Raw genomic sequence first — 25,036 nt, 5'->3', positions numbered from 1 at the left:
TTGCACCTAGTGCAAAATAGCGATGTCTAGCGAGTGGGGTGCTGTGATCGCGGGTATATGGCGGGGCTTAATTTGCGGGGGGTAAATTGGCACGTACGGTGGGGGACGCGATAAGTCGTTCATGGATCGCAGCAAGCTGCTTTACTGAAATGGGCTTGCTCTGGCGTAGCCACCAGGTCAGTAATTCAATAGTGCCGCTAACAACCACAATGACACCAACCTCAGCGGGCAACCAATTGCCGGTATGATCTTCAGGCGCGGCTATTTCTAGGGCGATGCGATTAAACTCCTCGCGTAGTTTTGCCGCAGCGCCACCAGTGAGTAGTGAGGTCCAAAGACTGCGATGATCAGCGACATAACTGCACAGCGCCAGTGAGGCTGAGCTGATGTTTTCCATATCCAGTGACGGAAGTGCAAACTCGATTAAACGCTTAATTTCGTCTGCGGCGATATCGTCGAGGAGCGCTTCTTTGCTTTGGTGATGGCGAAAAAAGGTGGTGTAGCCAACGCCGGCACTCGCGGCGATTTCGCGAATAGTGAGTTGCTCAATACTTTTATGCTGAAGTAGTTCTAATAGTGCGCGGCGCAAGGCGTCTCGGGTTTGCAGAACGCGGGCATCGGTTGCGGTAGAAAACTGGGGGCGGAAAATTTTTTTTGGCATTAAATATCAAATTTGAGTAATGGAATCCCAAGGGAAATGACCATTCTCATAATTCCTAGCAAAGGTATTTAGCTGCCTATTCTAGTCGAAAGGCAGCTAAATACCAAAAGCCCTTAGTCTTCTGGGGCGATCGTGACGCGCAGGCCTTCATGGGCCTCGGTGACACGGATCTGGCAGGAGAGTCGTGACTGCTCGGGTTTGCGGTGCTCGGAGCTGTCGAGCAGAATGTTTTCGTCTTCACTGATCGGTGGTAACCGGTCGGCGTCAGCGGGATCAACATAAATGTGGCAGGTGGCACAGGAGCAGCAGCCGCCACAAAGTGCCATTAGCTCGTCAATCCCATCATCTCTGACCACTTCCATAAGGGAGCGGTTGAGTTCTGCGTCGACCACTTGGGAGTCGCCGCTGCGGGTAATAACGGTTATTTTCGGCATAAAATAACTCCTATTTAATCTTTGTAAACTCAAGGTGCAGGCTCTTCAGTGCACGCAGAGTATAAATGGGTTCGTAGCTAAAGTGGCGATCGCTGGCTTTACCATGCTTGCTTTCAGACAGTTGAATATTGCCGACGCGATCTAGAATTTGCTCTAGACAGGCAGTGATTTCTGCACGGGCTAAGGCCATACCCGCGCAGGTGTGAGCGCCACGGCCAAAACCAATATGCTCGCGGCTGCGGGGGCGGTCTAGGCGGAATTCGTTGGGGTTTTCAAATTTACGGGGGTCGCGATTCGCAGCGCCGTAAAACATGGCTAAAGTCGTGCCCGCTTTAATTTCAACGCCAGCGACGGTTGTCGTCTTCACTGCTAATCTTGATGCGCATTTCACGGGGCCTTCAAAGCGCACGACTTCTTCAATAAATGCGGGAATCAGTGAGCGGTCTGCACGTACTTGTTCCTGCAGCTCCGGATGCTCAGCAAATATCTTTAATGATGCACCGAGTAAACGTGCGGTAGTGTCTTGGCCTGCACCAAACAGGAAGGCGGCAAGCCAAACTAAATCCATCACTTCGGGGGTGGTGCCGTCGGGGAATTTGGATGTCGCTAGGTCACTGAGCACATCGCCGCAGGGGCTAGCTTGACGTTCGGCAATATAGCCCGCGAAGTATTCAAACAAAAACATAAAGCCCTGAGCAGTGACTTCTTCGTAGCTCACGTCTTCGCCGACAACGCCGGGCGGTGGCCCTAATTTCTCACAAAACAGTTTGCGATCATCTTCCGGCACACCCAGTAAATTGGCGATAACCATGGTGGCGTAGGGAGTGGCGAATTCACTGATTAGGTCGCAGTGGCCTTTATCAATCATGTCGTCAATGAGTTCGCCGGCCAGTGTTGATAAATATTCTTGGGATTCTTTCAGGCGAGTTGGTGTAAATAAGCGCATTAAGAGCGCGCGGTGGTTGGCGTGCTCAAGACCATCTTTGGCGACGACCATACCTGTAGCAAGCATTTCGTGGCGGTGGGCGTCGAGCATTTCACTGATGTCGTCGCCTTCGGGGGTGAACGGGTAGTCAGGGATCGGGCCTGTGGCTGCATTGGCCGAAGAGAATGTTTTGGGGTCATTGATAATAGCAACCGCTTCTTCATAGCCGGTAACGCCCATGGTGTTGCGCAGCGGCAAAGGGGTAATGGGTCCCTTGCTGCGCAAATATTCAAAGTAGGGCATTGGGTCAACCACGAGCGAGGGGTCGGTGAAGAAGTCGATGGTGTCAAAATTACTCATAATACAATTCCTTATTCGCAACAGTATCTTGGTGACGCAGGGCATGACGTCAGCGTTGGGTTCATTTTTGTTATGGTCACTATGCGGTAGAGAGATGGGGCTGGTCGCTACAACTTATGAACTACAATGGTTCACATTATAGGGTCGTAGGGGGTTGCAGTGTCAAGGGTAGAATTGTGACTGGGTGTTAATCTTGACGCCGATGACCGCCGTTTTGAGACCGAGTAAATGAAGGTCGGGGAGCGGATTTTCGGTGTGGCAAGATATTTGTATCTGATTGTATTTTAAATAAAAAAATATAATCTGAGGTGGATAGCTTGGAGTAAGCAAAAGAAGGAGTAGCGTTGCCCAAGGCTGCCCTGCGCGGGATAGCTTATCGATGGCAGGGCTTTATTTATGCTTGAATAAACGGCTAATTGCCGTTGCAGGAGCGCCGCACGCGTCTATGGCGTTTGGCGTTTTTTTGCATATGTTTAGTAAACGCATTCCCGCTATGTGTTAATGGCCCACAAAATGTGGCCTTAACTTTTAGCGGAATCTAGCTGCTGCTGGGCAAAGTTTGTAATGTCTTTGCGTGCGTGGGCGCCCTCGCGCAGTTGCGCTTCAAACAGCGGGAAAGCGTGGGGCAGTGTTGGCCATATTTGGCAGGTGGTATTTACTCCGGCCTTGATCATTCGCTGGGCTAGCATCACGGTATCATCCATAAGTATTTCATTGTCGCTGGTCAAAAAGTAAATTGGTGTTAAGCCCGTGCAATCCATATACAGCGGAGATAGCTCTGGGTCGGCGGTGTCCCAGCTGCCCGCATATAACTCGGCAACTCGGGGCAGGGCTGATATCGGCAGCAAGGGATCTTTCTTGGCAAGATTGGGGCGCGATGGAGGGGAGTGAATGCGGCCCATTTCGGTGACCGGTGATACCGCAATGGTGCATACTGGCATGGCTAATTCTGCTTTGCGGATGCGCTGTAGTAAGCCTAGAGCAAGATTGCCGCCAGCGGAATCACCGCCCAAAATAATTTTCGAAGCTGGGTAGCCAAGTTCAAGCAGTGCGCGATAGGCGGATTCACAGTCGTTCAGTCCCGCGGGAAATTGCGCCTGCGGCGCTAATCGGTAGTCGGGCAGAAAGCTGTCAGCGCCGAGCTGTTTACATATTTTGGCTACCATCACCATGTGCATATTGGGTGCGGCGGGCAGTAAAAAGCTGCCGCCGTGCAGCCATAGCACTACCGGTCGACTGGTGTCGTCCAGGCTGCCAATGACATGCCCTGGCACATTGCCAACGATATCGTAGTTCAGTGGTAAGCCTGAACTGTCAGGGCATGTTAGCGTTGCTACTTGCAGCTGTACTTTGGCAATTCGGCCGGTACTACCTCTGAGCATAAAGCGCATCATTGGCTTTAGTACCAACTTTAGAAACCACAATGTAGTGCGACTGCGAATGCAAATAGGAATGTCTCTATACATTATGCCGGAGCCAATTTCTGGCGCTGTGCTGCTTTTTGGGTGTGTTGTTATTGTCATAATGTCGTTGGCCTCCAGGCCGAATTTTGTGTGTTTATTTAATGCAGGCTTCCAGCTCACACAAACCGTCTTCGATGTATTTGAGTAGGTGCTGAACATGGGGTACTGCTTTTCGACAGGCAATGAGGCCAACGTCGACAAAGTCGTAGCGACTGACCAAGGTGATATTTAGTGCGCCGCCATGATTGAGTAGGGACATCGGATACAGTCCGCTGAGCTTTGCGCCCTGCCAGTACATATCCCGCCGTGGGCCAGGAATGTGTGAAATGACTAAATTCATAAAGGTGGAGTCAGCTGATGAGCGGAGGCCAGGGATAAGCTTGAGTGTGGCGTGCGCCATTGCTTGCCCTGGGGATAATTCGCGCAATTGCTTTTTGTTGTAGTTCATACAGTTTTTGATGGTTATGAGGCGCTGCTCAGGGTCGTCAATATCTGTTGCGAGCTGAGTCAGGGTGAATGCTACTTCGTTACTTGATTTACTTTTAGAGCCTTTGCCGCGCATCGACACTGGCACTGCCGCAACCAATGGTTTGCCGGGTAACGCGTTGAGATCCTGAAGGTAGTGACGCAGCGCGCTGCCGCACATCGCGAGTACAACATCGTTTAAACTGGTCTCATAGTGCGTGGCTACGGCTTTGATGCGCGGAGTCGAATAAGACTGGGCAGCGAAGCGGCGAGTCGCGCTCACATTTTGATTGAATAGGCAGCGTGGTGCTTGCCCAGCAACTACTACGTCGGGGTTTTTGTCCTTAAGGTCGCGAATATTAGTGCGAAATTCGCGCCAGACCGGCGTAGCGGAACTGATGCTGCTGCGGGCGGCAGCGAGCAGTGCTGATAAACCTCTGTTAGCGGCTGCGGGTATAGGCAGGGCTGAGGTGCGCGATTTTTTTGTGGGGGTTTCCCATATCGGTGGCAAGGCCAATGAGGCTTCTGGAGTTGTTGCCATGGATTTAAGCAGCATTTTTATGCCAGATACACCGTCAACCATGGAGTGGTGGATTTTTAAATACACGGCGAAGCGGCCATCTTCAAGGCCTTCAATTAAGTATATCCGCCATAATGGATAGGCGCGATCAAGGTGTCCGCTATGGACGCGGGATACCATGGCGAGTAGCTCGCGAATCCGTCCCGGCTTTGGTAGCGAAATATGCGTAAAATGATGACCGAGGTCGAACTCCTTGTCCTCCGTCCAGTAGTGTAAGCCCTTGCTTCGCTCAAGGCGAAGGCTAAAAGGGGCTTCGGCTTTGTTGGATTGGCGCAGTCTTTCCGCTATTTGCATAGCGAAATCAGCGGGGGCGTCTTTTCCGGGTTCAAGCAGCATCAACATGCCAATATGCTGTGGTTGCTGGCGGCTTTCAAGGCGTAAAAAGGTGTCGTCAGCTAGTGAAAGTCGTTTCATAAAGTTAAATCCATATAAACACATTTGTTAAAAATAAAGATTGGGTGGGCTGCGTCGCGGATGTTTAACGTACTGGTGTTGCATGAGTGCGCGGTATGCTCCGGTTTGTGGCCGTGATACGCGCCGTAATTCCATAGTGCTGCAGCTATCTGTAGTGGTCGTCACTCGGTGGACATTGTACAGCATTGTTGTATAATTCGGCGAGTTAAGGAATATGCAAATAATGCCGATTTCAATCTAAGCCAACAGCGGTAATGTCGCGAATTTTGGGTACGGGTGAGGTGTTTAAATTTTACTCCCTCGCCGCACTAAATTAAGGTCATGTGGCCTGAAATCTATATGTAAACAGAGGTATATAATGGAGCTGAAAGATAAAGTCATTGTTGTGACGGGCGCCCTCGGCACCTTGGGCCGAGCGGTTTCTGCCGCTGCGGCAGCGACTGGTGCCACTGTCGTCGCTGTAGACTGCGTAGGTGGTGAACCGGCTGCCGGTGTATTGTCGTCACCGGCCTTAGATCTGTCTGACGCCAAAGCAACTGAACAGGCTTTTGCGGCGATTGCCGCAAAACATGGCCGCATCGACGCCCTGGTGAATATTGCTGGCGGTTTTTGCTGGGAAACACTGGCTGATGGCGCTATCGATAGCTGGGATCGCATGTACCAGCTGAATGTGCGCACGGCAGTGAATGCTAGCAAGGCAGCCTTGGCACATATTCCTGGAGCAGGTGGTCGTATTGTCAATATTAGTGCTGCTGGGGCGGTGAAGGCTGCCGCTGGTATGGGCGCTTATGCGGCGTCTAAGTCTGGCGTAGCACGTCTTACCGAAGCTCTCGCGGAAGAACTGAAAGTTAAGAACATCACCGTGAACGCGGTTATGCCCAGTGTTATTGATACGGCGCCGAATCGCGCTGATATGCCGGATGCTGATTTCTCTGCTTGGGTGAGCCCTCAGGCACTGGCTGATGTAATCCTGTTCTTGCTCAGTAAACAGGCCGAAGCGGTTACTGGTGCATTAATTCCGGTCACTGGTCGAGTGTAATTTCCGGTACTTGGGTTCAGCTCTCATCAAGACGGTGGGGGCTGACCACGCTTTCATTCTTCGCTCTTCAGATGTCCCGTCAACGCGCTAATCGTATGCGAGCTTCAATTACCTGGCAGATTGAATCATTAGCCACCTTGTCAGTATGATGGCGCATGTCTTCGCAATCCCGCAATGCCACAAATCGTAGATCCACCTCGGGTGGAGAGCTAACGCCGGAGATTTACGCTAGACGGCTGTTAGATTCCCTTGCTTGCAATCAGATCCAGCTGCCGATACGCGACGATAGGTTTGCTGGATTGCTGTGGGCTGCGTCGGGCGCCATGTGCTTAAGTGGTTATGCCCATGAATTACCGAGAGTTTGCCCAGCGCCGCTTGCAGCGTGCGCTCAAGGGGCGTGGTTGGCGTTGGCGAGTTTGGTGCCGCAGCTGGATCCGCACTTCTCCGCCTATCGTTTGCTGGGTGAGCGCGCCGCAATTTCAAACTTACAGCGTCATGGTCGCCGCGCTGCCGGTGGCGCTTGTACCCTTTATGATACTGCCGACGGTGTCATCGCGCTAAATTTGGCGCGGGATGACGACCGTGAATTACTGTCCGCATGGTTGGAGTTCGCCGAAGTCGCGGAAGCTGAGCTCGGCGAATTGCTCGCCAAATATCAAACGGGCTATTTATTGGAGCGCGGCCGGGTATTGGGTTTGGCGCTTGCCTCGGCGGCTGCACCGGTGCGCTGTGACCAATGGTTTTACGCTAAGCGCTTTGCGCCCGCTGTTGCTAAGCGAAGCGAACCCCCGTTGGTCATCGATTTAAGTGGTCTGTGGGCAGGGCCTTTGTGTGGCCAGATATTGGGGCAGTGTGGTGCGCGGGTTATTAAAGTAGAGAGCCGCTCCCGCCCAGACGGTGCGCGCAATGGGCCAAAGCAGTTTTTTGACTTAATGAATGGCGGGAAGGAGAGTGTTGCACTGGATTTTCGTGACACTGCGGATCAAGAAATACTGCGTGCGCTAATTGCGAAAGCCGATATTGTGATTGAAGCCGCGCGCCCCCGCGCATTGTTACAGCTAGGTATAGTGGCGGCAGAGCTTATCGCGGAAAACCCCGGTATGACCTGGTTAAGTATTACTGGCTATGGTCGTGAGGCGCCGATGGGCGATTGGATTGCCTACGGTGACGACGCCGGTGTGGCGGCTGGCTTGTCTTGGTTAATGGGCGGTTCACATGGCGATCCGGTATTTTGTGGTGATGCGATAGCCGATCCCCTCACCGGTTTACACGCGGCATTGTTAGCCTACTCTTCGTGGCAGTGTGGCGGCGGTGAGCTACTGGATATTTCGCTACATCGAACCGTGAACTATGTAGTGACGGCAGGCGCTAGCTTCGCGAGTGGCGTTAATAAGCTAGCAGCTGAAAAAGCAGGTGATATCGCACCGCCTTGGGCGCGCGCTGTGACGGTGGCTGCCGCTGAGCTGGGTGCGGATACCGAGAAAGTATTAAATGAATTTTTATAAGGGCGCGTCGTGAGTCAGGAATTGTATTCTAGGAGTGAGTGTTCGCTACTTATTAGACGTGCCCAATTATTGGGGCGTGGCGTTTTTGATGTGCGAATTAGCGGCAGTACAATAACGGCATTAGCTGAGCAATTAGTCCCGTTAAGTGGTGAATCCATAGTTGAAGCGGGCTGTAATTTGCTGCTGCCGGGTTTGCACGATCACCATCTTCATTTGTTCGCTACGGCAGCAGCGCGTGCCTCAGTGGTGTGTGGCCCGCCCCAGGTCAATAATGAGGTAGAGCTAGAAGCAGCTTTGCTGAAACACTGTAAATCTAAATCGACCTGGTTGCGAGGCGTGGGTTTTCACGACAGTGTTAGTAAGCGAATCGACCGCCAGTGGTTGGATCGTGTTTGTGGTAATCGGCCAGTTCGTATTCAGCACCGCAGTGGCATGATGTGGATATTGAACTCTTGCGCACTGTCTGAGTTGGCTATTGATGAAAAAATTGAATTGCCAGATGGCGCTGAACGGGGTGATGACGGCCAGTTAAGTGGTCGTTTTTACAACCTTGATGCTTGGCTTGGTGAGCGGCTCGCTAAGGTTCGTCCCATTTTGCGCGATCTGTCGCACGAGTTAGCCGCTTTCGGTGTTACTGGATTAACCGATACCGGCGCGACAAATGGCCGTGCGAGTTGGTCGGCGCTGGAAGCGGCGATGAACGCGGGCGAATTGCGTCAGCGTTTATTAGTGATGGGCAATGAAGAATTGCATGAGTTGGTGGCGACGCAGCCCAAGCGAATGGCGCTCGGTCCCCTTAAAATTTACCTGCGCGAAGTGACTCTGCCGGAATTAGATGCCTTAGTTGCGCGAATCGCGACGGCGCACCAACATGGCCGATCGGCGGCATTTCACTGCGTGAGCCTTGTGGAACTGCATTTTGCGATATTGGCTCTGCGCGAGGCGGGCGTGCGCGCCGGCGACCGAATTGAGCATGCGGCCATCGCTGATGATTACGCGTTAGACGCACTGGCGGAGTTGGGTATAACCGTGGTCACTCAGCCCCATTTTATTGCTGAACGTGGCGACCAATACCTAGTTGATGTCGATGTTGATGATGTGCCGCTGTTATATCGCGGCGCGAGCTTTTTGCGGGCGGGGGTGGCATTAGCGGCGGGCAGTGATGCGCCCTACGGCGGCACGGATCCTTGGTCGTCAATGCGCGCTGCCATCGCGCGCCGCACCCCTAGTGATGTTGAGATAGGCCGCAAAGAAACGTTATCGCCACTGCAAGCCTTGAATTTGTTTGGTGGCGAATTACAGAAACCAGGGGGCGACCTTCGCGCACTGGCAGTCGGCCAAGTGGCAGACCTGTGCTTGTTGGCGCTACCTTGGGAGCAATTGCAGTTGGACTTGGACGCTCGTCATGTGGCGCTCACACTATGTGATGGTCAAATTATTTATGATGCCGCGGCAACGCAATTGGCTTCCTAAGATCGCTCAGGCGGAAACAAAATATGCAAAAAGCGATTTTAATATCATTGGCTGAACTGCCCAGCGATCCTCTGTGGTTAGGGCGCCAGCCCTGCCCAGTGATTGCTTATGGTGAGGGCGAGTCTCAATCTGCAGATGTGATCGTTGCGGATTTGTCCGCGGCGAAAATACTTGAGCAGCGAATCAATACTTGGCCAATTGCCGCAATGACCTTGGTGCAAGTATTGCGTACCAGCGAATTGCTGCCGGTAGCTCAGGCATTGGATGTCGAGTCTATGGCTTACGCTGCGCTGCAAGGTGGCGCCGAGTTTCGCGCGTGGCAAGTCGCTCACACAGCTGAAGCAATGCCCCTGCAAGAGGCGGGTGATGCGCTATTGCTGAATCGCGACGGCGCAATGCTCGAAGCGATATTGAATAGAGTGTCGAGCCGCAATGCGATTAGCGTTGAAATGCGCGATGCTTGGCTTGAGGCGCTGCAGCTGCTTGAGGCTGATGAATCGATCACAGAATTGCGTTTTCGGGCAAAGGGCAGTTGTTTTAGTGTTGGAGGAGAGCTGCGTGAGTTTGGCTCTGCGCCGGATACTGCCACCGCGCATTGGGTTAGGACGGTGCATAGTCCGGCGCGAATGCTTGCTGCCTTAAGTGCGCGTCTTCGTTTTGACGTGCACGGCGCCTGTATTGGTTCGGGTATTGAACTGCCCGCTTTCGCCGGGCATGTTGCTGCGCACAAAAAATCCTTTTTTCAGTTGCCGGAGTTGCAGCTCGGCCTTATACCCGGGGCTGGTGGCACGGTAAGTATGGCGCGGCGTATCGGCAGGCAACGCGTGGCGTGGATGGTACTGGCGGGGCGACGGATCAACGCACAAACAGCATTGGCTTGGGGCTTGATTGACGAAATCCTAGATCGTTGACGCAAATGAAAAAGTATAAATACGCTTGGTGTTTTCGTAACCGAGTCAGCGTGCATGGGATCGTTAAAGTATGGGTATAAATGTAAATGCAGAATAACGATACAAAATTGGCTTTTGGCCGATTTTTGAAATTTTGGCGCAGCGTGCATAGCGTTAGCCAGGAGGAATTGGCTGGCCGTTTAGGTAGTTCTCCTCGTCATATCAGCCGCTTGGAAAATGGCAGTAGTCGTGCCAGCGAAAGTTTGGTGCTGGATATTGCCCGGGTTCTGAACTTGGGGAGGCGAGATTTAAATCACTTATTGATTGCGGCGGGCTATGCCCCGAACGAGGAACCGGTCGACTTCAATGCCCCTGAATTAAAATGGCTGCGCAAAGCGATGACCATGCATTTGCGTACTCTTGATCCCTATCCTGCGTCGGTCGTGGATGGCTCAGCCAATATTCTGATGGTCAATCGCGGCTGGGTTAAATTTTATGGCAAGGTAGTTGATGAGCAAGCATTGGCGTCAGTCAGTAATTTTTATGACTTTTTGTTTGCCCAAGCCGGCGCAGAAAATGCGGGGGGCAGTTGGGCCGATACGCTCTCGGCGATCTTAATGTCGATTCAGCAATCCGCGTTGCTGACGGGTGATGGACGCGCCGAAGAAACTTTAAAGCGCTTGCAGGCCTACCCAGGTGTGCCGGTCGACTGGCGGCTGCGGGCGGCACATACCGAGCCAATGGCGAGTTTTCGAGTGCAGATTAATGTTGCCGGCGAGTTAAAGCGATTTTTTAGCGTAGGCACCATGGCCGGGGCATTGGGGCCGAGTGCCTTTGCCTCTCAGCCTCATCTCAGTATTATCACCCTTTATCCAGAGGATGAAGTTTACGACTTCGGTTTGTTAAAAGATGAGGTCCTGAAGCACCCTTTGCTTTCTTATTAACCAAAGCGCAATCATATTTCATCGATATTAGGTTTTTCGCCGCTTATATCCTGGGGCTCCTTATATATTTCGACCATACTCTGGTGTATTTACGCGATAGTGAACTAATAATTATACTGCTCATCGCTATGGGTATAGGGCTCGGAAGAGTCGCGTCCTATCGCCAGGTTTCGCCGCAGAGAATAATTTTTCTGGGGTTTTTGGATGGTTTACGCAATCTGGCTGCTGGAATTGTGTTGCTAAATCAATTAATGCTATGATCCATGTGCATTGCGTTGGTGTATGCAGCGCTGATTTACTGCGTACATAATTAGGTGAGGTCGGGCTAGGCACAAGCTGACTTTCTAGCCGCCCTCAAACGCTATTGAGAGCTTGCTTGCGGCTGCTCTAAAAACCGATATGATGCTTATTCTTTCTATACTCATGAACAGCATTGTTGTATAGTTTGTGGCTAAGAATAATTGCGGGCGATCCCTTTCCAGGTTGAAATCATTGCTAAGTAAATGAGCTTCGACATAGATACCTGGCCAATATACGTGCATGAAACTAAATTGTAGATGACACCCAAGTCAACCAGGAGACGTATTGATGCGAGCTGAAACTATGTCCAATAACACTAATATAGCTAACGACACACTGCGCGAGATCTATCGCCAGATGTCACGGATCCATGAGGTTGATAAAGGTATTCAGGCGGGCTTGTCGAGCGGTAAGTTCCAGTTCACCTACTGGCCTATGACCGGTCAGGAAGGCATTCCTGCGTCGATTGCACCATTGATCACGAATGACGATCACATGGTTACAATCTACCGTGGTATTCACGACCAGGTTGCCAAAGGCGTACCACTGAAAGGCCTGTTTGCTGAGGCGCTAGGGCGCATCGATGGCGTGAACAAGGGTAAAGGCGGTTCACCTCATATCTCGGATCCGTCGTCTGGCTCGATGCTCACTACTGCGATTGTTGGCGCGGGCGCGCCGATTGCCAACGGCCTTGCCTTGGCGAGTAAAATGCGCGGCACCAAAGCGGTGACCATCGTCAATTTCGGTGACGGCGCTACTAGCATCGGCGCAATACATGAAGCAATGAACCTTGCTGGTGTTTGGAAGCTGCCGGTTATATTCCTCTGCCAAAATAACTTGATCGGTGAGTACACTCCGATCCCTGAGTACACGGCGAGTGCCAATTTCACAGACCGCGCTGAGGCCTTAGGTTTCAGAGGCGTAAAACTCAACGGTAATGATCCAGTTGAATTCCACAATGGCATGAAGTCGATTATTGACGATGTGCGCGACGGTAAAGGCCCCGTTTTTGTTGAAGCAATGACCTTGCGTTTAGGGCCTCATGCTGGTGTAGGTTGGAGCCACCTACTCAATAAAGAGGAGCTGGTTACTGCAAAAGCGGATTGGCCAGTACCGGCAACGCGAGCAAAGTTGTTGGCCGAGGGTATTTGTACTGAAGAAGAGCTAGCTGAAATCGACAGCGCCGCTAAGGCTGAAGTCAAAGAAGCGATCGAATGGGCAATGAAGAGCGAAGTCAGCGGCGAAGACGAAATGCTGCTGGACGTATACGGTGACGCATCTGTAGTGCCTCACCGTGGCCAGCGCGAAAAGCGTGCAGCTGAAGCGCCTCACACCGGTGAAACTCGTGAAATGGCGATGTTTGAAGCAGTTCAGGACGCCCTTGATATGTCGATGCAACTTGACGATCAAGTATTCTGTCTCGGTGAAGATATCGGCGACGATCCAGGCGGCGTATTTAAATGTTTTCAAGGTATGCAGACTAAATGGGGTGAGCGTATCCGCCCAACGCCCATCGCGGAACAAGCAATCATCGGCGCGGCGACCGGTGCTGCTCTGGTTGGCATGCGCCCTGTTGCTGAAATCATGTTCTGTGACTTTGTCGGCGTGTGTATGGATCAGATCACCAACCACGCGGCCAAACAGCGCTATATGTCTGGTGGCACGACCCACGTACCCATGACCGTGCGAATGATTGCCGGGGGTGGTATTGGTGGCTTTGGTGCACAGCACTCTCAGTCAACTGAGGCGATGTTGTTACACAACCCAGGTTTAAAAATTGTTTACCCAAGTACGCCTTCTGAAGCCAAGGGCTTGTTGATGAGCTGTATCTTCGACGAAGATCCGTGTATTCAGTTTGAGTCTATGATGCTGACTTACACCACCCGTGAAGAAGTACCTGTTGGGGACTATCGCATTCCGCTCGGTGTGGCGAAAGTGAAGCGCGAAGGATCGGATATCACCTTGATCACTTATGGCTGGCAAGTGGCGCAGTGCTTAGCTGCCGCAGAAGAGCTCGCCAAAGAAGGAATCAGCGCTGAAGTTCTTGATCTTCGCACCTTGCTACCTTTGGATTACGATCGTATTCTAGCTTCAGTTGAAAAGACTGGCCGGGCCTTAGTGGTTCATGCTGCTACTGAGTTCTGTGGTCTGGGTTCCGAAATTGCGAGTACCATTAACGAGGAGCTTTTCACTAAACTGAAAGCGCCGGCCTCGCGCTTCGGCGCAGCTTACGCGCCAATTGCTTACTCTAAAATCATTGAAACCGCACAAATACCCCATGCTGGCACGATCGCAGCACGGGCGCGCGAACTGTTTAAATAAGGGGATACGAATGTCAACTCCATTAACAATACCAAAGCTACAGATGTCTACCACTGAAGGTACTTTGGCAGAATGGCTGGTCGATGACGGCGCCGAGGTTGCTGAAGGCGACCCAATCTACTTGCTGGAAACAGACAAGTCAGCTCAGGAAATCGAAGCGCCTGCCTCAGGTAAGCTGACTCAGAAATTAGCGGCCGGTGAAACCTATCCGGTTGGTACTGAGATTGGCGAAATCGTGTAAATTTACGCGATGCACAAAAAAAGCGGCTACAATCTAGCCGCTTTTTTTATGGGCGAAGAATACGCTTTTTAACTTTGCTTGGCGTTATTTACAGCGTTGCAGCAAAAAATAAAGCGGTAGCGCCTCACCTTTGGCATCCATTACGCCGAGTACTGTATCGTCGTCAATACGTTTAAAGTGATCAAAGATGGGATGCTGGTCGTAAACCATGGTGGCGGTTGTCGAGCCGCGAAATTCAACCATGCGTAAGCTTGCTGCGCCCATAATCGAACTAGGGCTCAGTTTGCCGGCGTCGTCAGCACACATGATTGGCGACACATCATTGAGACTGCGAAATTCTTTTCCGGCCCAGCCTATGGCACCGAGTTTCTGTTCCCCAGGATGCCCAGTGTTAAAACACATGCCGCGCCACTGACCAATCATTGCTTCACAGCAAACCGTGTCCAGCTGATCATAAATGGTATTGAGTTGATCAATGCTCAGTGCTTTTTTGTCGGTCGCATCGGCCAGAAGTGTTTTGCTTGCGGGCATTGCGGTCTCCTAAGAGTATGGGGATGGATGAGTAATCTTGAAACTATAGCAAAGTGAATCTACTGAGAGGGTGCCTGAGGCGCCAGCTTGTGGTCGCAGATACTGCAAAAACACCGGTTTGCGCTAATGCGGATTGCTTTGGCGCCATAGTCCCTACATTGTCGTGCTGGTCCATTGTGTCTACAGCGTAAAACCTAGAAATTGCGCATTTACATTTATAAATGGCAGGGCAATGAAAATAGTCGCGGCGGTCGTACATGAGGCAGAAGGGAAGTTTGCGTTGGAATCCTGTGATTTACAGGGGCCAGGTGCCGGCGAGGTCCTAATCAAAATTGAGGCCTGCGGTGTCTGCCATACTGACATCGCGGCGAGAGATCAGGATATCCCAATTCCGCTTCCCGCGGTGCTGGGCCACGAAGGTGTTGGTCGCATTGAGCAACTGGGTGCAGGTGTTGTCGATTTTGCTGTCGGTGACCGAGTATTGGTGAGTTTTGGTTCCTGTGGTAAATGCGGAAGTTGCCGCGATCATGCTCCGGGCTATTGTCATTTCGGTGGGGTGTTCCTAATGAATGGAACGCGCTTGGATGGTAGCTCCCCCATCAGCCAAAATGGTAGTCCGATTACCGGACATTTTTTTGCGCAGTCGAGTATGGCTAGCCACGCCATTGCTTCTACCCAAAATATGATTAAGTTGCCGGAGTCTGTGCCGGCAGAGGTAGCGGCGCCCTTGGCCTGCGGCGTGCAGACTGGCGCCGGTACCGTGCTGCTGGCGCTGGAGGCAAAGGCTGGTAAAAGTATCGCAGTACTCGGCTGTGGTACGGTGGGTTTGTCGGCAATTATGGCGGCGAAAATTGCGGGCTGTTCACCCATTATCGCGGTTGATTTAATGCCCAGCCGATTGAACTTGGCTCAGGAGCTGGGCGCAACTCACGTCGTTCAAGGCTCGGTTGCCGATCTCGGAGATGAATTATTGAAACTCGGTGGCGTCGATTATGCGCTTGACTCAACCGGGGTGGCGGCGGTGGTGGAGAGCGCGTTTACTGCGCTGAAGTCCCAGGGCAGTTTGGCCTGCGTCGGTGTGGCAAAGCCCGGTGCATCGATAAATTTAGACTTAAATATGCTGATGTTTACTGGTCGCCGAGTGCGCGGTGTCATCGAAGGTGACGCAGTGCCAAAAACGTTTATTCCCACACTGCTTAAATACTATGAGGAGGGCCGCTTGCCAGTGGAAAAGCTTGTTACGCGTTATGCCTTCGAGCAGGTCAATGACGCAGTTAACGATAGCTTGAGTGGCAAGGTGGTCAAGCCGGTATTGCTTATGCGTTAAGTGTTTGCTGTCGGGTTACACTATAGAATAATTATTCTGGTAGATGCTCAAGATTTTTCTTCGAAAATTTTGGGCATTCAAAAAAGCTGAGCCGGTAAGGTAGATCACGGACGTTCCAGGTGTCTGCCGTCTTGCGCCCAAATATGGCGCGATTAGCCTAGCAAGCCAAGCCCTGTAGGTCGTTTTTCTCGGTGACTCAATTACGGACCTGTGACAGCTTGTCGACGCCAGCTTTTTGATGCGCAAAGATCGATCGTGGCTTCAGCGGCAAAGTATGCCCCCAAATTTTGCTGCGGGTCTAACGCAGCGTGGTCGTCCTAGGTCCGCGCGCGGTGGATATTTTTGCCGGCACAAACGATGTTAGCGATGACGCTATTACTATCGATATCCGTGCCATGGTAGGCATTATTCAGGCGAATAAAATTACGCTAGTAGTTGGTAGTATTCCGCGGAGTATCGTCATTTTTAGCTCTGCGTGCTGCTATTCCGAGTTGCTGCCTTATTCCTTGCACAACAGAGCGCATGAGCACGAAATTGCAGGTGCCAGCGCCTCCTTTCTCGTGTATATTTTAACTGATAATTCGTTAATTCTTGAACTGGTGCCCTCACGCACCACATTATTTTCTGGGAAATTTATATGTCTAATCGAGTAGCAGTTGTCACTGGGGCTAACTCAGGCCTAGGTTTAGCCATCGCTAAGGTGTTGGCGGCGAAGGGCTATCATGTGGTGATGGCCTGTCGAAACCTGACCAAGGCCAAGGACGCTGAAGCGGAGTTGAAATCGGAATGTCCGACCGCGATGACGACAATTATTCGTTTAGATTTATCTGATCTCGATTCGGTTCGTGAATTTTGTTTAAGCTGTGTGGAGCAAGTTGGCAAGCTAGATCTTTTGGTTAACAATGCGGGCATTGTTGCGATGCCCTTTGAGCGCAATAAGCTTGGCCACGAAATGCAGTTCGCCACTAATTATCTCGGCGCCTTTGCCTTGGTTGGGCAGCTGTTGCCGCATTTTAAGACTGACGGGGAGTGCCGAATCGTTAATGTCGGTAGCCTCGCGCATCGCTTTGCGAAACTGGTGTTGGATGACCTCAACTGGGAGAAGGAAGAATACAAAGAGATGAAGGGATATGGGCGGAGTAAAATCGCGCTTATGACTTTTACCGTGGAGTTAAACAAACGGCTCAACGCCAGCGGCAGCAATATTATCGCTTTGGCAGCGCATCCTGGCTTTGCTAATACTAACGCCGGACGTTCTGACGCACTTCAGCCCAAATCGGGGTTAGGCCTTTGGTTTAACTCGCAGCTAGAGAAAATTATTCCGACCGCAGCAGACGCTGCCCGACCAATACTCCATGCTGCCTGTGCCGATGATATTGCTGGTGGTGACTACTACGGGCCGCGTGGGCTATTTGAAATTGCCGGAAAACCCGGTAAAGCGAAGCTGAATCCTGCTGCAAAAGATGGCGCCGCCGCGGCTAAGCTCTGGACTTTGTCCGAGAGCTTGAGTGGTATCCACTACCTCTCATCGGCGGAAGGCTAATATACTATAGCCCCAGTACTTCATTGTTTGAAATGACATGCTGGGGCGCTTGCTGTCACGCTTTAGATTATCTCGGTGCGAAGCGGATGCCGCCATCTAAGCGCAGGGTATTGCCGTTCAGCATTGGATTTTCGATAATACTTCTGGCTGCCAGTGCGTACTCATGCGGGCGCCCCATGCGTTTTGGAAACGCCGCATCCTTAGTTAATTCTAGTGACATTTCTTCTGGCATGCCGGCAGTGATACCGGTGGAGAAGAGGCTGGGCGCAATCGCCATTACCCGTATGCCAAAGCTGCCTAGATCCCGGGCCATGGTGAGCATCATTCCAGCGATACCCGCTTTTGATGCAGAGTAGGCGATCTGGCCAATTTGCCCTTCAAATGCGGCTATGGAAGCGGTATTCACTAGCACACCGCGTTCGCCATCTTCGTTCGGGGTTTCATCCTTAATTATGTCGGCAGCGATGCGACAAATATTGAACGTTGCGTTCAAGTTTAAATTGACGACGTGCATAAAGCTGTCCATGGGGTGCGGCCCCTTTTTGGACAGCGTGCGCTGGGCAATGCCTCCGCCGGCAGTTGTCACTACAATATTTAGCCCACCAAGGGCTTGAGCGGCTTCGCGAAGACATGCTTCGGTTTGCTCAAAATCCAATATATTGCACTCTCTGAATATAGCGCCGCGCTCTTTGGCTAACTCGGCACCATTAGAACTACCGAGATCTAGCATGGCGACGCTGGCGCCGTTTTTTATCAGAATGTCTGCAGTTGCCAAGCCCATGCCTGAGGCGCCACCGATGACAATGGCTTTTTTTCCAGAAATTTCCACGCTGTTATCCTTGTAACTATGATGAGTATGTGTGGGATTATTTATTTAATAACACATGATGTAATTTTCGAATTAACACTTTAAGCTACTAAAAAACTAACGGGTTGTCAATTTATGCGCTAGCGATTGCATCTTAAAAATTCGCTTTGGATTTTTGGCAATCTCTACGGCCTTCGTTGGATGGCAATATTGCAAACAGGTGAAACCGACTTTTCCCATGTTTGTCTGGGTGGTCGGGGGTGGATGTGGTGAGAGAACCTAGGGTCTTAAATTCAAAGTTTGGTGTCGATTCTGCAATTGTTTCAGCGCGAGATATTGCGCCATGATTGGATTTAAGCGCTTTATCTGGCGTCTAGGCTAGGGCCCCCGACGACGCCGGGGGCGAGAGGTTTAAAGCTTATGGCTTAGCGGCGGCACTTTTGGCCGCGACGTAGCCCCAAACAAAGGAGGGGCCTACGCTGGATCCTGCACCGGGATAGACTCGTCCCATGACCGATGCCGTTGAAATACCCGTCGCGTAAAGGCCTTCAATGACAGAACCGTTTTCGCGTAAGACACGTGCTTGGCTGTCGGTAACCACGCCGCCGTAGGTGCCCACGTCGCCGGGCAAGACTGGAACCGCGTAAAATGGACCTTCGCTAATGGCGCCCAGCGATGCATTTTTAGCGTGGAATTTATCACCCAACCATCTATCGTAAGCGCGATCGCCACGTTTAAAATCGTCGTCGTGGTTATTCGCAACAAAGCCGTTAAAGCGATCTACTGTGCCGCGTAATGCGGCTGGAGGAATCTTTAGCATTTCAGCTAGGGCTTCGATAGTATCCGCTTTGCGTAAATAGCCTTCTTCAAACCATTTTGCCGGCTTTTTAGCGCCGGGCATGGTGTTGCCGAGCATGTAATTCTTGATGAACTGGCTGTCCATTATGGCCCAGCTTGGAATTGCGGGAACTGTGCGATTGCGCTCTAACATTCCCCTGCAATAGGCCATGTAGGAACCCGACTCGTTCATATAACGAACGCCAGACTGGTCGACTAGGATAGCGTGGGGTGCGGCAGTGACCCCCTGCACAACGGGTTTGACTGCGTCGTTTTCGGTGCCCGGTGCGAGGGAGATTTGATTGCCGACCATTTCTTCCATCTGGGCGATGGCGGCGCCGTGGCGCATCATTTCAAGGATCATTTCACCGGTATCGCCCTCTGCGGTCATTGTCCACTTGCTTGAGGTGCCGGGCTGGTATTTGTCGCGCATGTCTTGATTGTGTGAAAAACCACCGGCGTTCACTAGCACGCCAAGCCGGGCACCGATGCGATGAGGTTTGCCGTCCTTTGTTGTGACCACGCCTGTTACCACGTTGTTTTCGACGATTAACTCGCTAGCGGCTGACTCGGTGCGCAATTCGACGCCTGCCTTGAGTGCGGCTTGTAGCATACGGCCCTGCAAAGCGGCGCCAGCGGTAACATAGCGCTTGCCGGTTAGCACGGCGGCAATTGTTCGCAGAGCAACGCCCATTGCGATTTTTTTTGATTCCCAGGACTGCTTAAGAAAACGCAGTTTTAGCATTTCGTCCAAGGTACTCATCATTGATAAAAAATTAGGCCGAAGTTTTGTCTTCCATGGGCCTAATTCATTGATGTTGAACAGCTCGGCAACCACGGTTCGGCCTTGTTCTGATCCACCGGGCTGGTCGTCATAGTAGTCGGGCCAATAAGAAATTCGGTTGAGTTTTATGCCTTGGCCCACCAGAAAGTCGACCATTTGCGGGCCTTCCCTTAGGTAGGTGTGACGTCGCTCGCGGCTGGCACCGGGGGTGTCGTCACTGTCGCCGATCACCCCATCGAGATAAGTAGTGGCTTTTTCGAAACTGTCGTCGACACCATCGCGCTTCATAAAGCGATTATTTGGGATCCACATGACGCCGCCAGATCGTGCGGTGGTGCCACCGATCAGCGGAGTCTTTTCGAGAATGAGCACAGATTTACCAGCTTCGCGGGCCACCAGTGCGGAGCACATCGAGCCGCCGCCACTGCCAATCACGACAAAGTCAAAGGTTTCGTCGAAGCTTTCCATGTACTCATCCTCTGTGTGCGGTGGGTTTACGCTTTATTGGTTTCTGGGCATTCTCTAACTAGGGTACGCTTGAGTTGGCGGCTGGTGAAGAGCCATTTGCCGTCGCGGTTTTCGTAGGTCTCGTGATAAAAGCCGAAACCGTGGATTAGTAGTTCACCGGAAGCGGTGTCGAAGATTAAGTCTTCCATACCCCAAATGCCTTTGGCTTTAGTCGATGACTCAAAGGTGATTTCAGGGGTGTGCGAGTGGTGAACGGTGGTGCGGTTTTCGCCGAGCAGGGCCTTAACATTTTCGATCATGATATCCGCTGTTTCCCAGCGTTCGAAACCTTGGTTGTGGGAAACGTGATCATCTGCGTGTAGTGAGCGATAGAGGTCCCAGTCTTTGGTGTCTACCGCGCGGTCGCGGCGGGCTTTCAGTAGTTTTATTTCCTCTTTGGCGAGAAGTTGGTCTAAAACAGAAAATTCAATCATTGTTGTTATCCCCTAGTTATATTTATTGCGCTGCTACTAATCAAAGTCGATTAGTTGTCCAGCTTGGGCGGAAAGATAGCGCCTTGTGAGCGGCTGGTGTGGTAGTAGGTGAGGCGACGACTGGTGAATAACCATTTGTTGCCGCGCTTTTCATAGGTTTCAAAATAGTGGCCAAATGCTCTGAACCAATGCTCCGTATTTCCCTGCTGCCAGATAGACAGTCCCGTCATTGCCCAAATGCCTTTAGCCTTAACTGAGGACTCAAATTCGATTTCTGGGGAGTGGGAGTGGTGCATGGTGGTCAGGTTCTCCATGCTTTTACTTACATTGCTAATCATTTCTGCGGCAGATAACCAGGTGCCGTAGTCACCATTATCTGAGCGATGATCAGGCGCGTGTAAAGATTCATACAGCGCCCAATCCTTGGTGTCCGCCGCGCGATCGCGGCGGGCCTTTAGCAAGTAAATTTCTTCTAGTGCATTCAGTTTGTCGATACCTGACAATGGGGTTGCATTTGTCATTACCTACCTCACCAAATAAGTTTTGCGGGATTAAAGGCGCGCAATAATTTCTTCGCCAAACCACTGCACGTTTTCAATATAGGCTTCACGGTTTGGGTGGGGCGGTTCAATCATCACCCAAGTCACGCCGACTTCGGCGAGCTCTGCAACGGATTCTAAATACGTGTCGGCGCTGGCTCGGGTTTTGAAGTCGAGCTTTGCTTGAGCGCCGATGGCAATGTCAAAAGGCCCGGTTTTGTTGAGCTTGGCGCGCATATCATTAAGTTTGTCGATGTTTTCGCCCAGTTGCGCAACGGTGTGGATACCTGATTCCTGGTTGGCCTTAGACATGGTTGGTGCTGAGAAGAACGGGCTCCAACCATCGCCCCACTTGGCCGCGCGTTCAACGGCTTTGCCGCTGCCACCACCAATCCAAATTGGCGGCTTGACTGCTGGCGTCGGGCGAGGTTCATTGCCGGCTGCGTTAAATGTGCGACCTTCTTTAACAACACTGCCACCGGCCCAGGCCATGCGAATCACTTCAAGTGCTTCGTCAAAAATAACGCCGCGCTTGTGAAAGTCGACGCCAAGGGCTTCGAATTCAACTTTTTGATAGCCGGCACCGGCGCCAAGAATGAGGCGCCCCTCGGAAATTACCTGAAGGGTGGCAGCAGACTTAGCGGTAAGAAAGGGGTTGCGATAGGGCATGACTAAGATATTAGTGTGCAGCATCAATTTGGTCGTTGCCGCAGCGACAAAGCCAAACGTCGTAAAGGGATCAAGGGCATCGTGGCCCTGGCCGCCAGCATTGTGTAACCATTCGGCGGAAGGGGCTGGATGGTCGGTCAAGTATCCTGCGTTAACATTTGCTGTTTCTAACGCGTTTGCGATCGCCTTGATTGCCGAGGGTGTTTGGTATTCGCCTGCAGTGATATCGCCCAGCGGCATGCCCATGGTAAATTTCATTTGCTTCTCCTGATCTCTAGCCAGTGCTAGTTGTTAATGACGGTCGGGGCTATCTTAGGTTGCTTTGGGGCCATCATTTAAGCGGCCTAGCAGTTTCGACGCCTCGGGATTACCGTCAAGCATGTAATTTTGGCGGTGGACTATTTTCCACGTGCCGCATTCTTGTCTGGCCAGCTCAATGCGCGATGCACTTAAGCGACCGATGAAAAAACCATTATCACCATGCATATTGACCATGGTATGGCAGGTAGCTACCGCGCGGTCGCCGTCTATCACTACATAGGGCAGGGTGGACATATGGGCGCAGCCTGCGCTGACATAGGCGAGGTGGCCGGGGTCACGGGTGATGGCTTCAATTGTATCGCGGCCTTCCATTTTACCTATGTCACCTACCGCATAAACGCCGTCGTCGACATAGCATGAGCCGACGGCCGCTGCGTTTAGGCCATCTACGGCGTAGCCATAGCCGCATACAACTTGATAAATGGCTTGCCGATCTTCAAGAGCCAGTAAACGTTCTTCCACGGACAGTTTTGGTGATGTTTGCATAAGGTGATCTCCAGTTACCCGACCATATAGCCGCCAGCGTCGCAATTGATAGATTGACCTGTGATCATCCGGCTTTCATCGCTGGCGAGAAATAGTGCGAGGTTGGCTATATCTATTGGCTGAGCGATAGCGCGTAGTGGCGAGTCTTTTAATATTTGGGCTTTCCACGTTTCGTAATCGAGATTTTGCTCTGCGGCCATGCGCTTGCCCCAGTTCTTCCACAGCTCTGTTTCAATACTGCCCGGTACGAGGCAGTTGCAGCGGATATTGTGCGGGCCGACTTCTAGCGCAATGGTTTTTGTCAGTGCGCGAAGCGCTGCCTTGGCTGCAGTGTAATGGGTCTTGCGGACCATGCCCATCCAGCCCGCGGTTGATGAAAAATTAATTATCGTTCCCGTTTTGCGTTCGAGCATGGAGCGATTGAGTACTTCACGGGTACACAGCATGGCGGCGGTTAGGTCGATAGCAATAGTATCGTTGAAGTTTTCAAGGGTTTGCTCCCATACCCACTTGTCTTGGCCGGGGGCGGCAGCATTATTGAGCATGATATCGACTTGACCGTATTCCTGCATGGCACGGTCCACCATGGCGGCAACGTCTGCTTCTTTGGTTACGTCTACGCGCATGCCGATCGCGCCCTCGCCGATACTGGCGGCAGCTTCGAGTACTAACTCTTCTCGTCGTGCGGCCAGTATTACGCGAGCCCCTTGCTCTACAAATAACTTGGCCATGACTGGGCCGCAGCCGGTGCTTGCGCCGGTGATAATGGCGACCTTGCCAGTTAAACGATTCGCGTTATTATTCATATTGTCCCTCAGTGCGGTGCGAGGCAGTGATTAATGCTGGTCCAGGCGGCGCGGCGATATTACGCAACTTTGCACTTTGTGGATGCCAGCAACACAGTACTGTACCTTTAGCTTTGCTAATATGCAATGCACAGGACTCATATCATTAAAGGCGTATAGATCAGTTGCGTGTTTGCAGGGGCGGGGGTAAGATCGAAAAGAATGCACCAGTATCATTGCAATTGGATGTGCTTCGACATAATATTGGTCGAAATAGAATGTGGTGTGTCACACCAGTTTGTGCACTTCACGCCCCCCCCAGATAACACTAATTAAGGAGCGCTAGAGCATCATGCCATTCTTAAAGAATATATGGTACGTCGCGGCCAATGCCCCAGAGCTTGACGACGAAGCCCTCGTTAGTCGCAAGATTTGCAACGAACAAGTCTTGATGTTTCGCAATGCCAATGGCGATGTGTCGGCTATTTTAGATCGCTGTCCACACCGGTTTGTGCCGCTATCAATGGGTAAGCGTATTGGTGATACCGTTCAGTGCGGATACCACGGTCTAAAATTCGATGGCACCGGTGCCTGTGTTGATGCCCCGCACGATGAAGAGAGTCAGCGGGCGCGAGCGTGTATCAAAGCTTACCCGGCAGTTGAGCGTTATTCTGTTATTTGGATTTGGATGGGTGATCCGGCACTGGCTAATCCGGATGATATTCCAGTATTTGAATTTCTTGAGGACAAGGAAAAGTACACTTGTTGTCAGGGTTATTCTTATATTAAGGGTAACTACCAGCTCATCTCTGACAATCTGCTCGACCTTAGCCATATCCACTATTTGCACCCAGATATTCATCAGGGTTCCAGCTTTTCTGATTTCACCAATAAAGTGAAGCGCGAGGGTGATACCGTTTGGTCAATGTTGTGGCGTCATCACTACCATGTCGATGCGGCTAAGCGTCCATATTTTGGGATGAGTGGCGATGCTGAGGATGTCGAGGGTCAAGGTCATGCTCGCTGGGACGCGCCAGGCGTGCTGTTTGTTGATACAGCTTGGTGGGATCACGGCACCGATATCGAAGAGGGGGTAAGAACCCCGAATGCCCATTTAATCACCCCGGAAACTGAGACAACAAGTCACTACTTTTGGGCGTCAGGTCGTAACTATCTTCATGGTAATGACGATATGACCAAGATGATCGCGGCCACGATGAAAAATGTTTTCGAAACGCAAGACGGGCCAATGGTTGAGGCCCAGCAGCGTGATATGGGCTTGTCGACAAACTTCCTTGAGCATAACCCTATTATCCTGAAAGCCGATGCCGCCGGTGTCATGGCGCGCCGCATCATGATGAAAAAAATCCGCGAAGAAGCCGCCGCGAATGAAATCCCTGTCACGGACGTCACCGCGGAATAAGCAGTCGAGAGTAGGTTGAAATAGGC

General features: G+C 51.7%; 23 protein-coding genes. 10 read left to right on the top strand and 13 right to left on the bottom strand.

The features are described from left to right. Positions 1-67: 67 nt before the first annotated feature. From ABYT30_RS01265 to ABYT30_RS01245, 5 genes are all read right to left on the bottom strand, one after another. Positions 68-661, bottom strand: a complete 594-nt coding sequence (locus tag ABYT30_RS01265; RefSeq protein WP_373077402.1) for a TetR/AcrR family transcriptional regulator — start codon at positions 659-661, stop codon at positions 68-70. A 113-nt stretch (positions 662-774) separates the two neighbouring features. Then, the gene (locus ABYT30_RS01260) at positions 775-1,095 is read right to left on the bottom strand and encodes a 2Fe-2S iron-sulfur cluster-binding protein (protein ID WP_373077405.1); all 321 of its coding nucleotides are present in this window, start codon (positions 1,093-1,095) and stop codon (positions 775-777) included. A gap of 10 nt (positions 1,096-1,105) precedes the next feature. After that, positions 1,106-2,380 (bottom strand): cytochrome P450, encoded by a 1,275-nt coding sequence (locus tag ABYT30_RS01255; protein WP_373077408.1) that lies wholly within the window; start codon positions 2,378-2,380, stop codon positions 1,106-1,108. A gap of 521 nt (positions 2,381-2,901) precedes the next feature. Next, the gene (locus tag ABYT30_RS01250) at positions 2,902-3,903 is read right to left on the bottom strand and encodes an alpha/beta hydrolase (RefSeq protein WP_373077410.1); all 1,002 of its coding nucleotides are present in this window, start codon (positions 3,901-3,903) and stop codon (positions 2,902-2,904) included. A 34-nt stretch (positions 3,904-3,937) separates the two neighbouring features. Next, entirely contained in the window at positions 3,938-5,302 is a 1,365-nt protein-coding gene (locus ABYT30_RS01245; RefSeq protein ID WP_373077412.1) for a wax ester/triacylglycerol synthase family O-acyltransferase, read from the bottom strand. Positions 5,303-5,660: 358 nt separating this feature from the next. Between ABYT30_RS01245 and ABYT30_RS01240 the strand changes: the two genes are divergently transcribed. From ABYT30_RS01240 to ABYT30_RS01210, 7 genes are all read left to right on the top strand, one after another. Then, positions 5,661-6,341: an SDR family NAD(P)-dependent oxidoreductase gene (locus ABYT30_RS01240; RefSeq protein WP_373077415.1), complete on the top strand. Its 681-nt coding sequence runs from the start codon at positions 5,661-5,663 to the stop codon at positions 6,339-6,341. Positions 6,342-6,496: 155 nt separating this feature from the next. Continuing rightward, a complete protein-coding gene (locus ABYT30_RS01235; protein ID WP_373077416.1) occupies positions 6,497-7,846 on the top strand; it encodes a CoA transferase in 1,350 nt (449 codons plus the stop codon). Positions 7,847-7,855: 9 nt separating this feature from the next. Continuing rightward, positions 7,856-9,319 (top strand): amidohydrolase family protein, encoded by a 1,464-nt coding sequence (locus ABYT30_RS01230; protein WP_373094910.1) that lies wholly within the window; start codon positions 7,856-7,858, stop codon positions 9,317-9,319. 23 nt (positions 9,320-9,342) lie between these two features. Next, positions 9,343-10,230, top strand: coding sequence for an enoyl-CoA hydratase/isomerase family protein (locus ABYT30_RS01225; RefSeq protein ID WP_373077421.1), 888 nt, complete (start codon positions 9,343-9,345; stop codon positions 10,228-10,230). A gap of 86 nt (positions 10,231-10,316) precedes the next feature. Then, a complete protein-coding gene (locus tag ABYT30_RS01220) occupies positions 10,317-11,153 on the top strand; it encodes a helix-turn-helix domain-containing protein (protein WP_373077423.1) in 837 nt (278 codons plus the stop codon). Positions 11,154-11,741: 588 nt separating this feature from the next. Further along, on the top strand, positions 11,742-13,775 hold the full coding sequence (locus ABYT30_RS01215) for a thiamine pyrophosphate-dependent enzyme (RefSeq protein WP_373077425.1): 2,034 nt from the start codon (positions 11,742-11,744) through the stop codon (positions 13,773-13,775). A gap of 10 nt (positions 13,776-13,785) precedes the next feature. Then, positions 13,786-14,016 carry a lipoyl domain-containing protein gene (locus ABYT30_RS01210; RefSeq protein WP_373077428.1) on the top strand — a complete coding sequence of 77 codons (231 nt, stop codon included), beginning with the start codon at positions 13,786-13,788 and terminating at the stop codon, positions 14,014-14,016. 84 nt (positions 14,017-14,100) lie between these two features. Here the strand turns inward: ABYT30_RS01210 and ABYT30_RS01205 are convergent, their stop codons facing one another. Beyond that, complete coding sequence (locus ABYT30_RS01205; protein WP_373077431.1) at positions 14,101-14,547, bottom strand: DUF4334 domain-containing protein; 447 nt, start codon at positions 14,545-14,547, stop codon at positions 14,101-14,103. Between the two features lie 232 nt (positions 14,548-14,779). On the opposite strand from ABYT30_RS01205, the gene ABYT30_RS01200 reads away from it, so the two are divergent. Together ABYT30_RS01200 and ABYT30_RS01195 are read left to right on the top strand one after the other, a co-directional pair. After that, positions 14,780-15,874: an NAD(P)-dependent alcohol dehydrogenase gene (locus ABYT30_RS01200; protein ID WP_373077434.1), complete on the top strand. Its 1,095-nt coding sequence runs from the start codon at positions 14,780-14,782 to the stop codon at positions 15,872-15,874. Between the two features lie 637 nt (positions 15,875-16,511). Beyond that, positions 16,512-17,417, top strand: coding sequence for an oxidoreductase (locus ABYT30_RS01195; RefSeq protein ID WP_373077437.1), 906 nt, complete (start codon positions 16,512-16,514; stop codon positions 17,415-17,417). Positions 17,418-17,484: 67 nt separating this feature from the next. Here ABYT30_RS01195 and ABYT30_RS01190 read toward each other — a convergent pair whose 3' ends face one another. The 7 genes from ABYT30_RS01190 to ABYT30_RS01160 all read right to left on the bottom strand — a co-directional run bounded on the left by ABYT30_RS01190 (position 17,485) and on the right by ABYT30_RS01160 (position 23,608). Beyond that, entirely contained in the window at positions 17,485-18,246 is a 762-nt protein-coding gene (locus ABYT30_RS01190) for an SDR family NAD(P)-dependent oxidoreductase (RefSeq protein ID WP_373077439.1), read from the bottom strand. A gap of 397 nt (positions 18,247-18,643) precedes the next feature. Continuing rightward, positions 18,644-20,314, bottom strand: coding sequence for an FAD-dependent oxidoreductase (locus ABYT30_RS01185; RefSeq protein ID WP_373077442.1), 1,671 nt, complete (start codon positions 20,312-20,314; stop codon positions 18,644-18,646). Positions 20,315-20,340: 26 nt separating this feature from the next. Next, the gene (locus ABYT30_RS01180; protein WP_373077443.1) at positions 20,341-20,787 is read right to left on the bottom strand and encodes a nuclear transport factor 2 family protein; all 447 of its coding nucleotides are present in this window, start codon (positions 20,785-20,787) and stop codon (positions 20,341-20,343) included. A 50-nt stretch (positions 20,788-20,837) separates the two neighbouring features. Beyond that, positions 20,838-21,308 (bottom strand): nuclear transport factor 2 family protein, encoded by a 471-nt coding sequence (locus ABYT30_RS01175; RefSeq protein ID WP_373077445.1) that lies wholly within the window; start codon positions 21,306-21,308, stop codon positions 20,838-20,840. A gap of 30 nt (positions 21,309-21,338) precedes the next feature. Beyond that, a complete protein-coding gene (locus ABYT30_RS01170; RefSeq protein ID WP_373077447.1) occupies positions 21,339-22,253 on the bottom strand; it encodes a TIGR03619 family F420-dependent LLM class oxidoreductase in 915 nt (304 codons plus the stop codon). A gap of 54 nt (positions 22,254-22,307) precedes the next feature. Then, positions 22,308-22,802 carry a nuclear transport factor 2 family protein gene (locus ABYT30_RS01165; RefSeq protein ID WP_373077449.1) on the bottom strand — a complete coding sequence of 165 codons (495 nt, stop codon included), beginning with the start codon at positions 22,800-22,802 and terminating at the stop codon, positions 22,308-22,310. 14 nt (positions 22,803-22,816) lie between these two features. Next, positions 22,817-23,608, bottom strand: coding sequence for an SDR family NAD(P)-dependent oxidoreductase (locus tag ABYT30_RS01160; protein ID WP_373077452.1), 792 nt, complete (start codon positions 23,606-23,608; stop codon positions 22,817-22,819). Between the two features lie 331 nt (positions 23,609-23,939). Here ABYT30_RS01160 and ABYT30_RS01155 point away from each other — a divergent pair, with 331 nt between their 5' ends. Beyond that, positions 23,940-25,010, top strand: a complete 1,071-nt coding sequence (locus tag ABYT30_RS01155; RefSeq protein ID WP_373077454.1) for a Rieske 2Fe-2S domain-containing protein — start codon at positions 23,940-23,942, stop codon at positions 25,008-25,010. The last annotated feature ends 26 nt before the right edge of the window (positions 25,011-25,036 follow it).

This window comes from Zhongshania sp., assembly GCF_041623545.1.
Lineage (GTDB): Bacteria > Pseudomonadota > Gammaproteobacteria > Pseudomonadales > Spongiibacteraceae > Spongiibacter.
The sequence above is the reverse complement of the archived record's forward strand: the minus strand, read 5'-3'. Positions and strand labels throughout refer to the sequence as shown.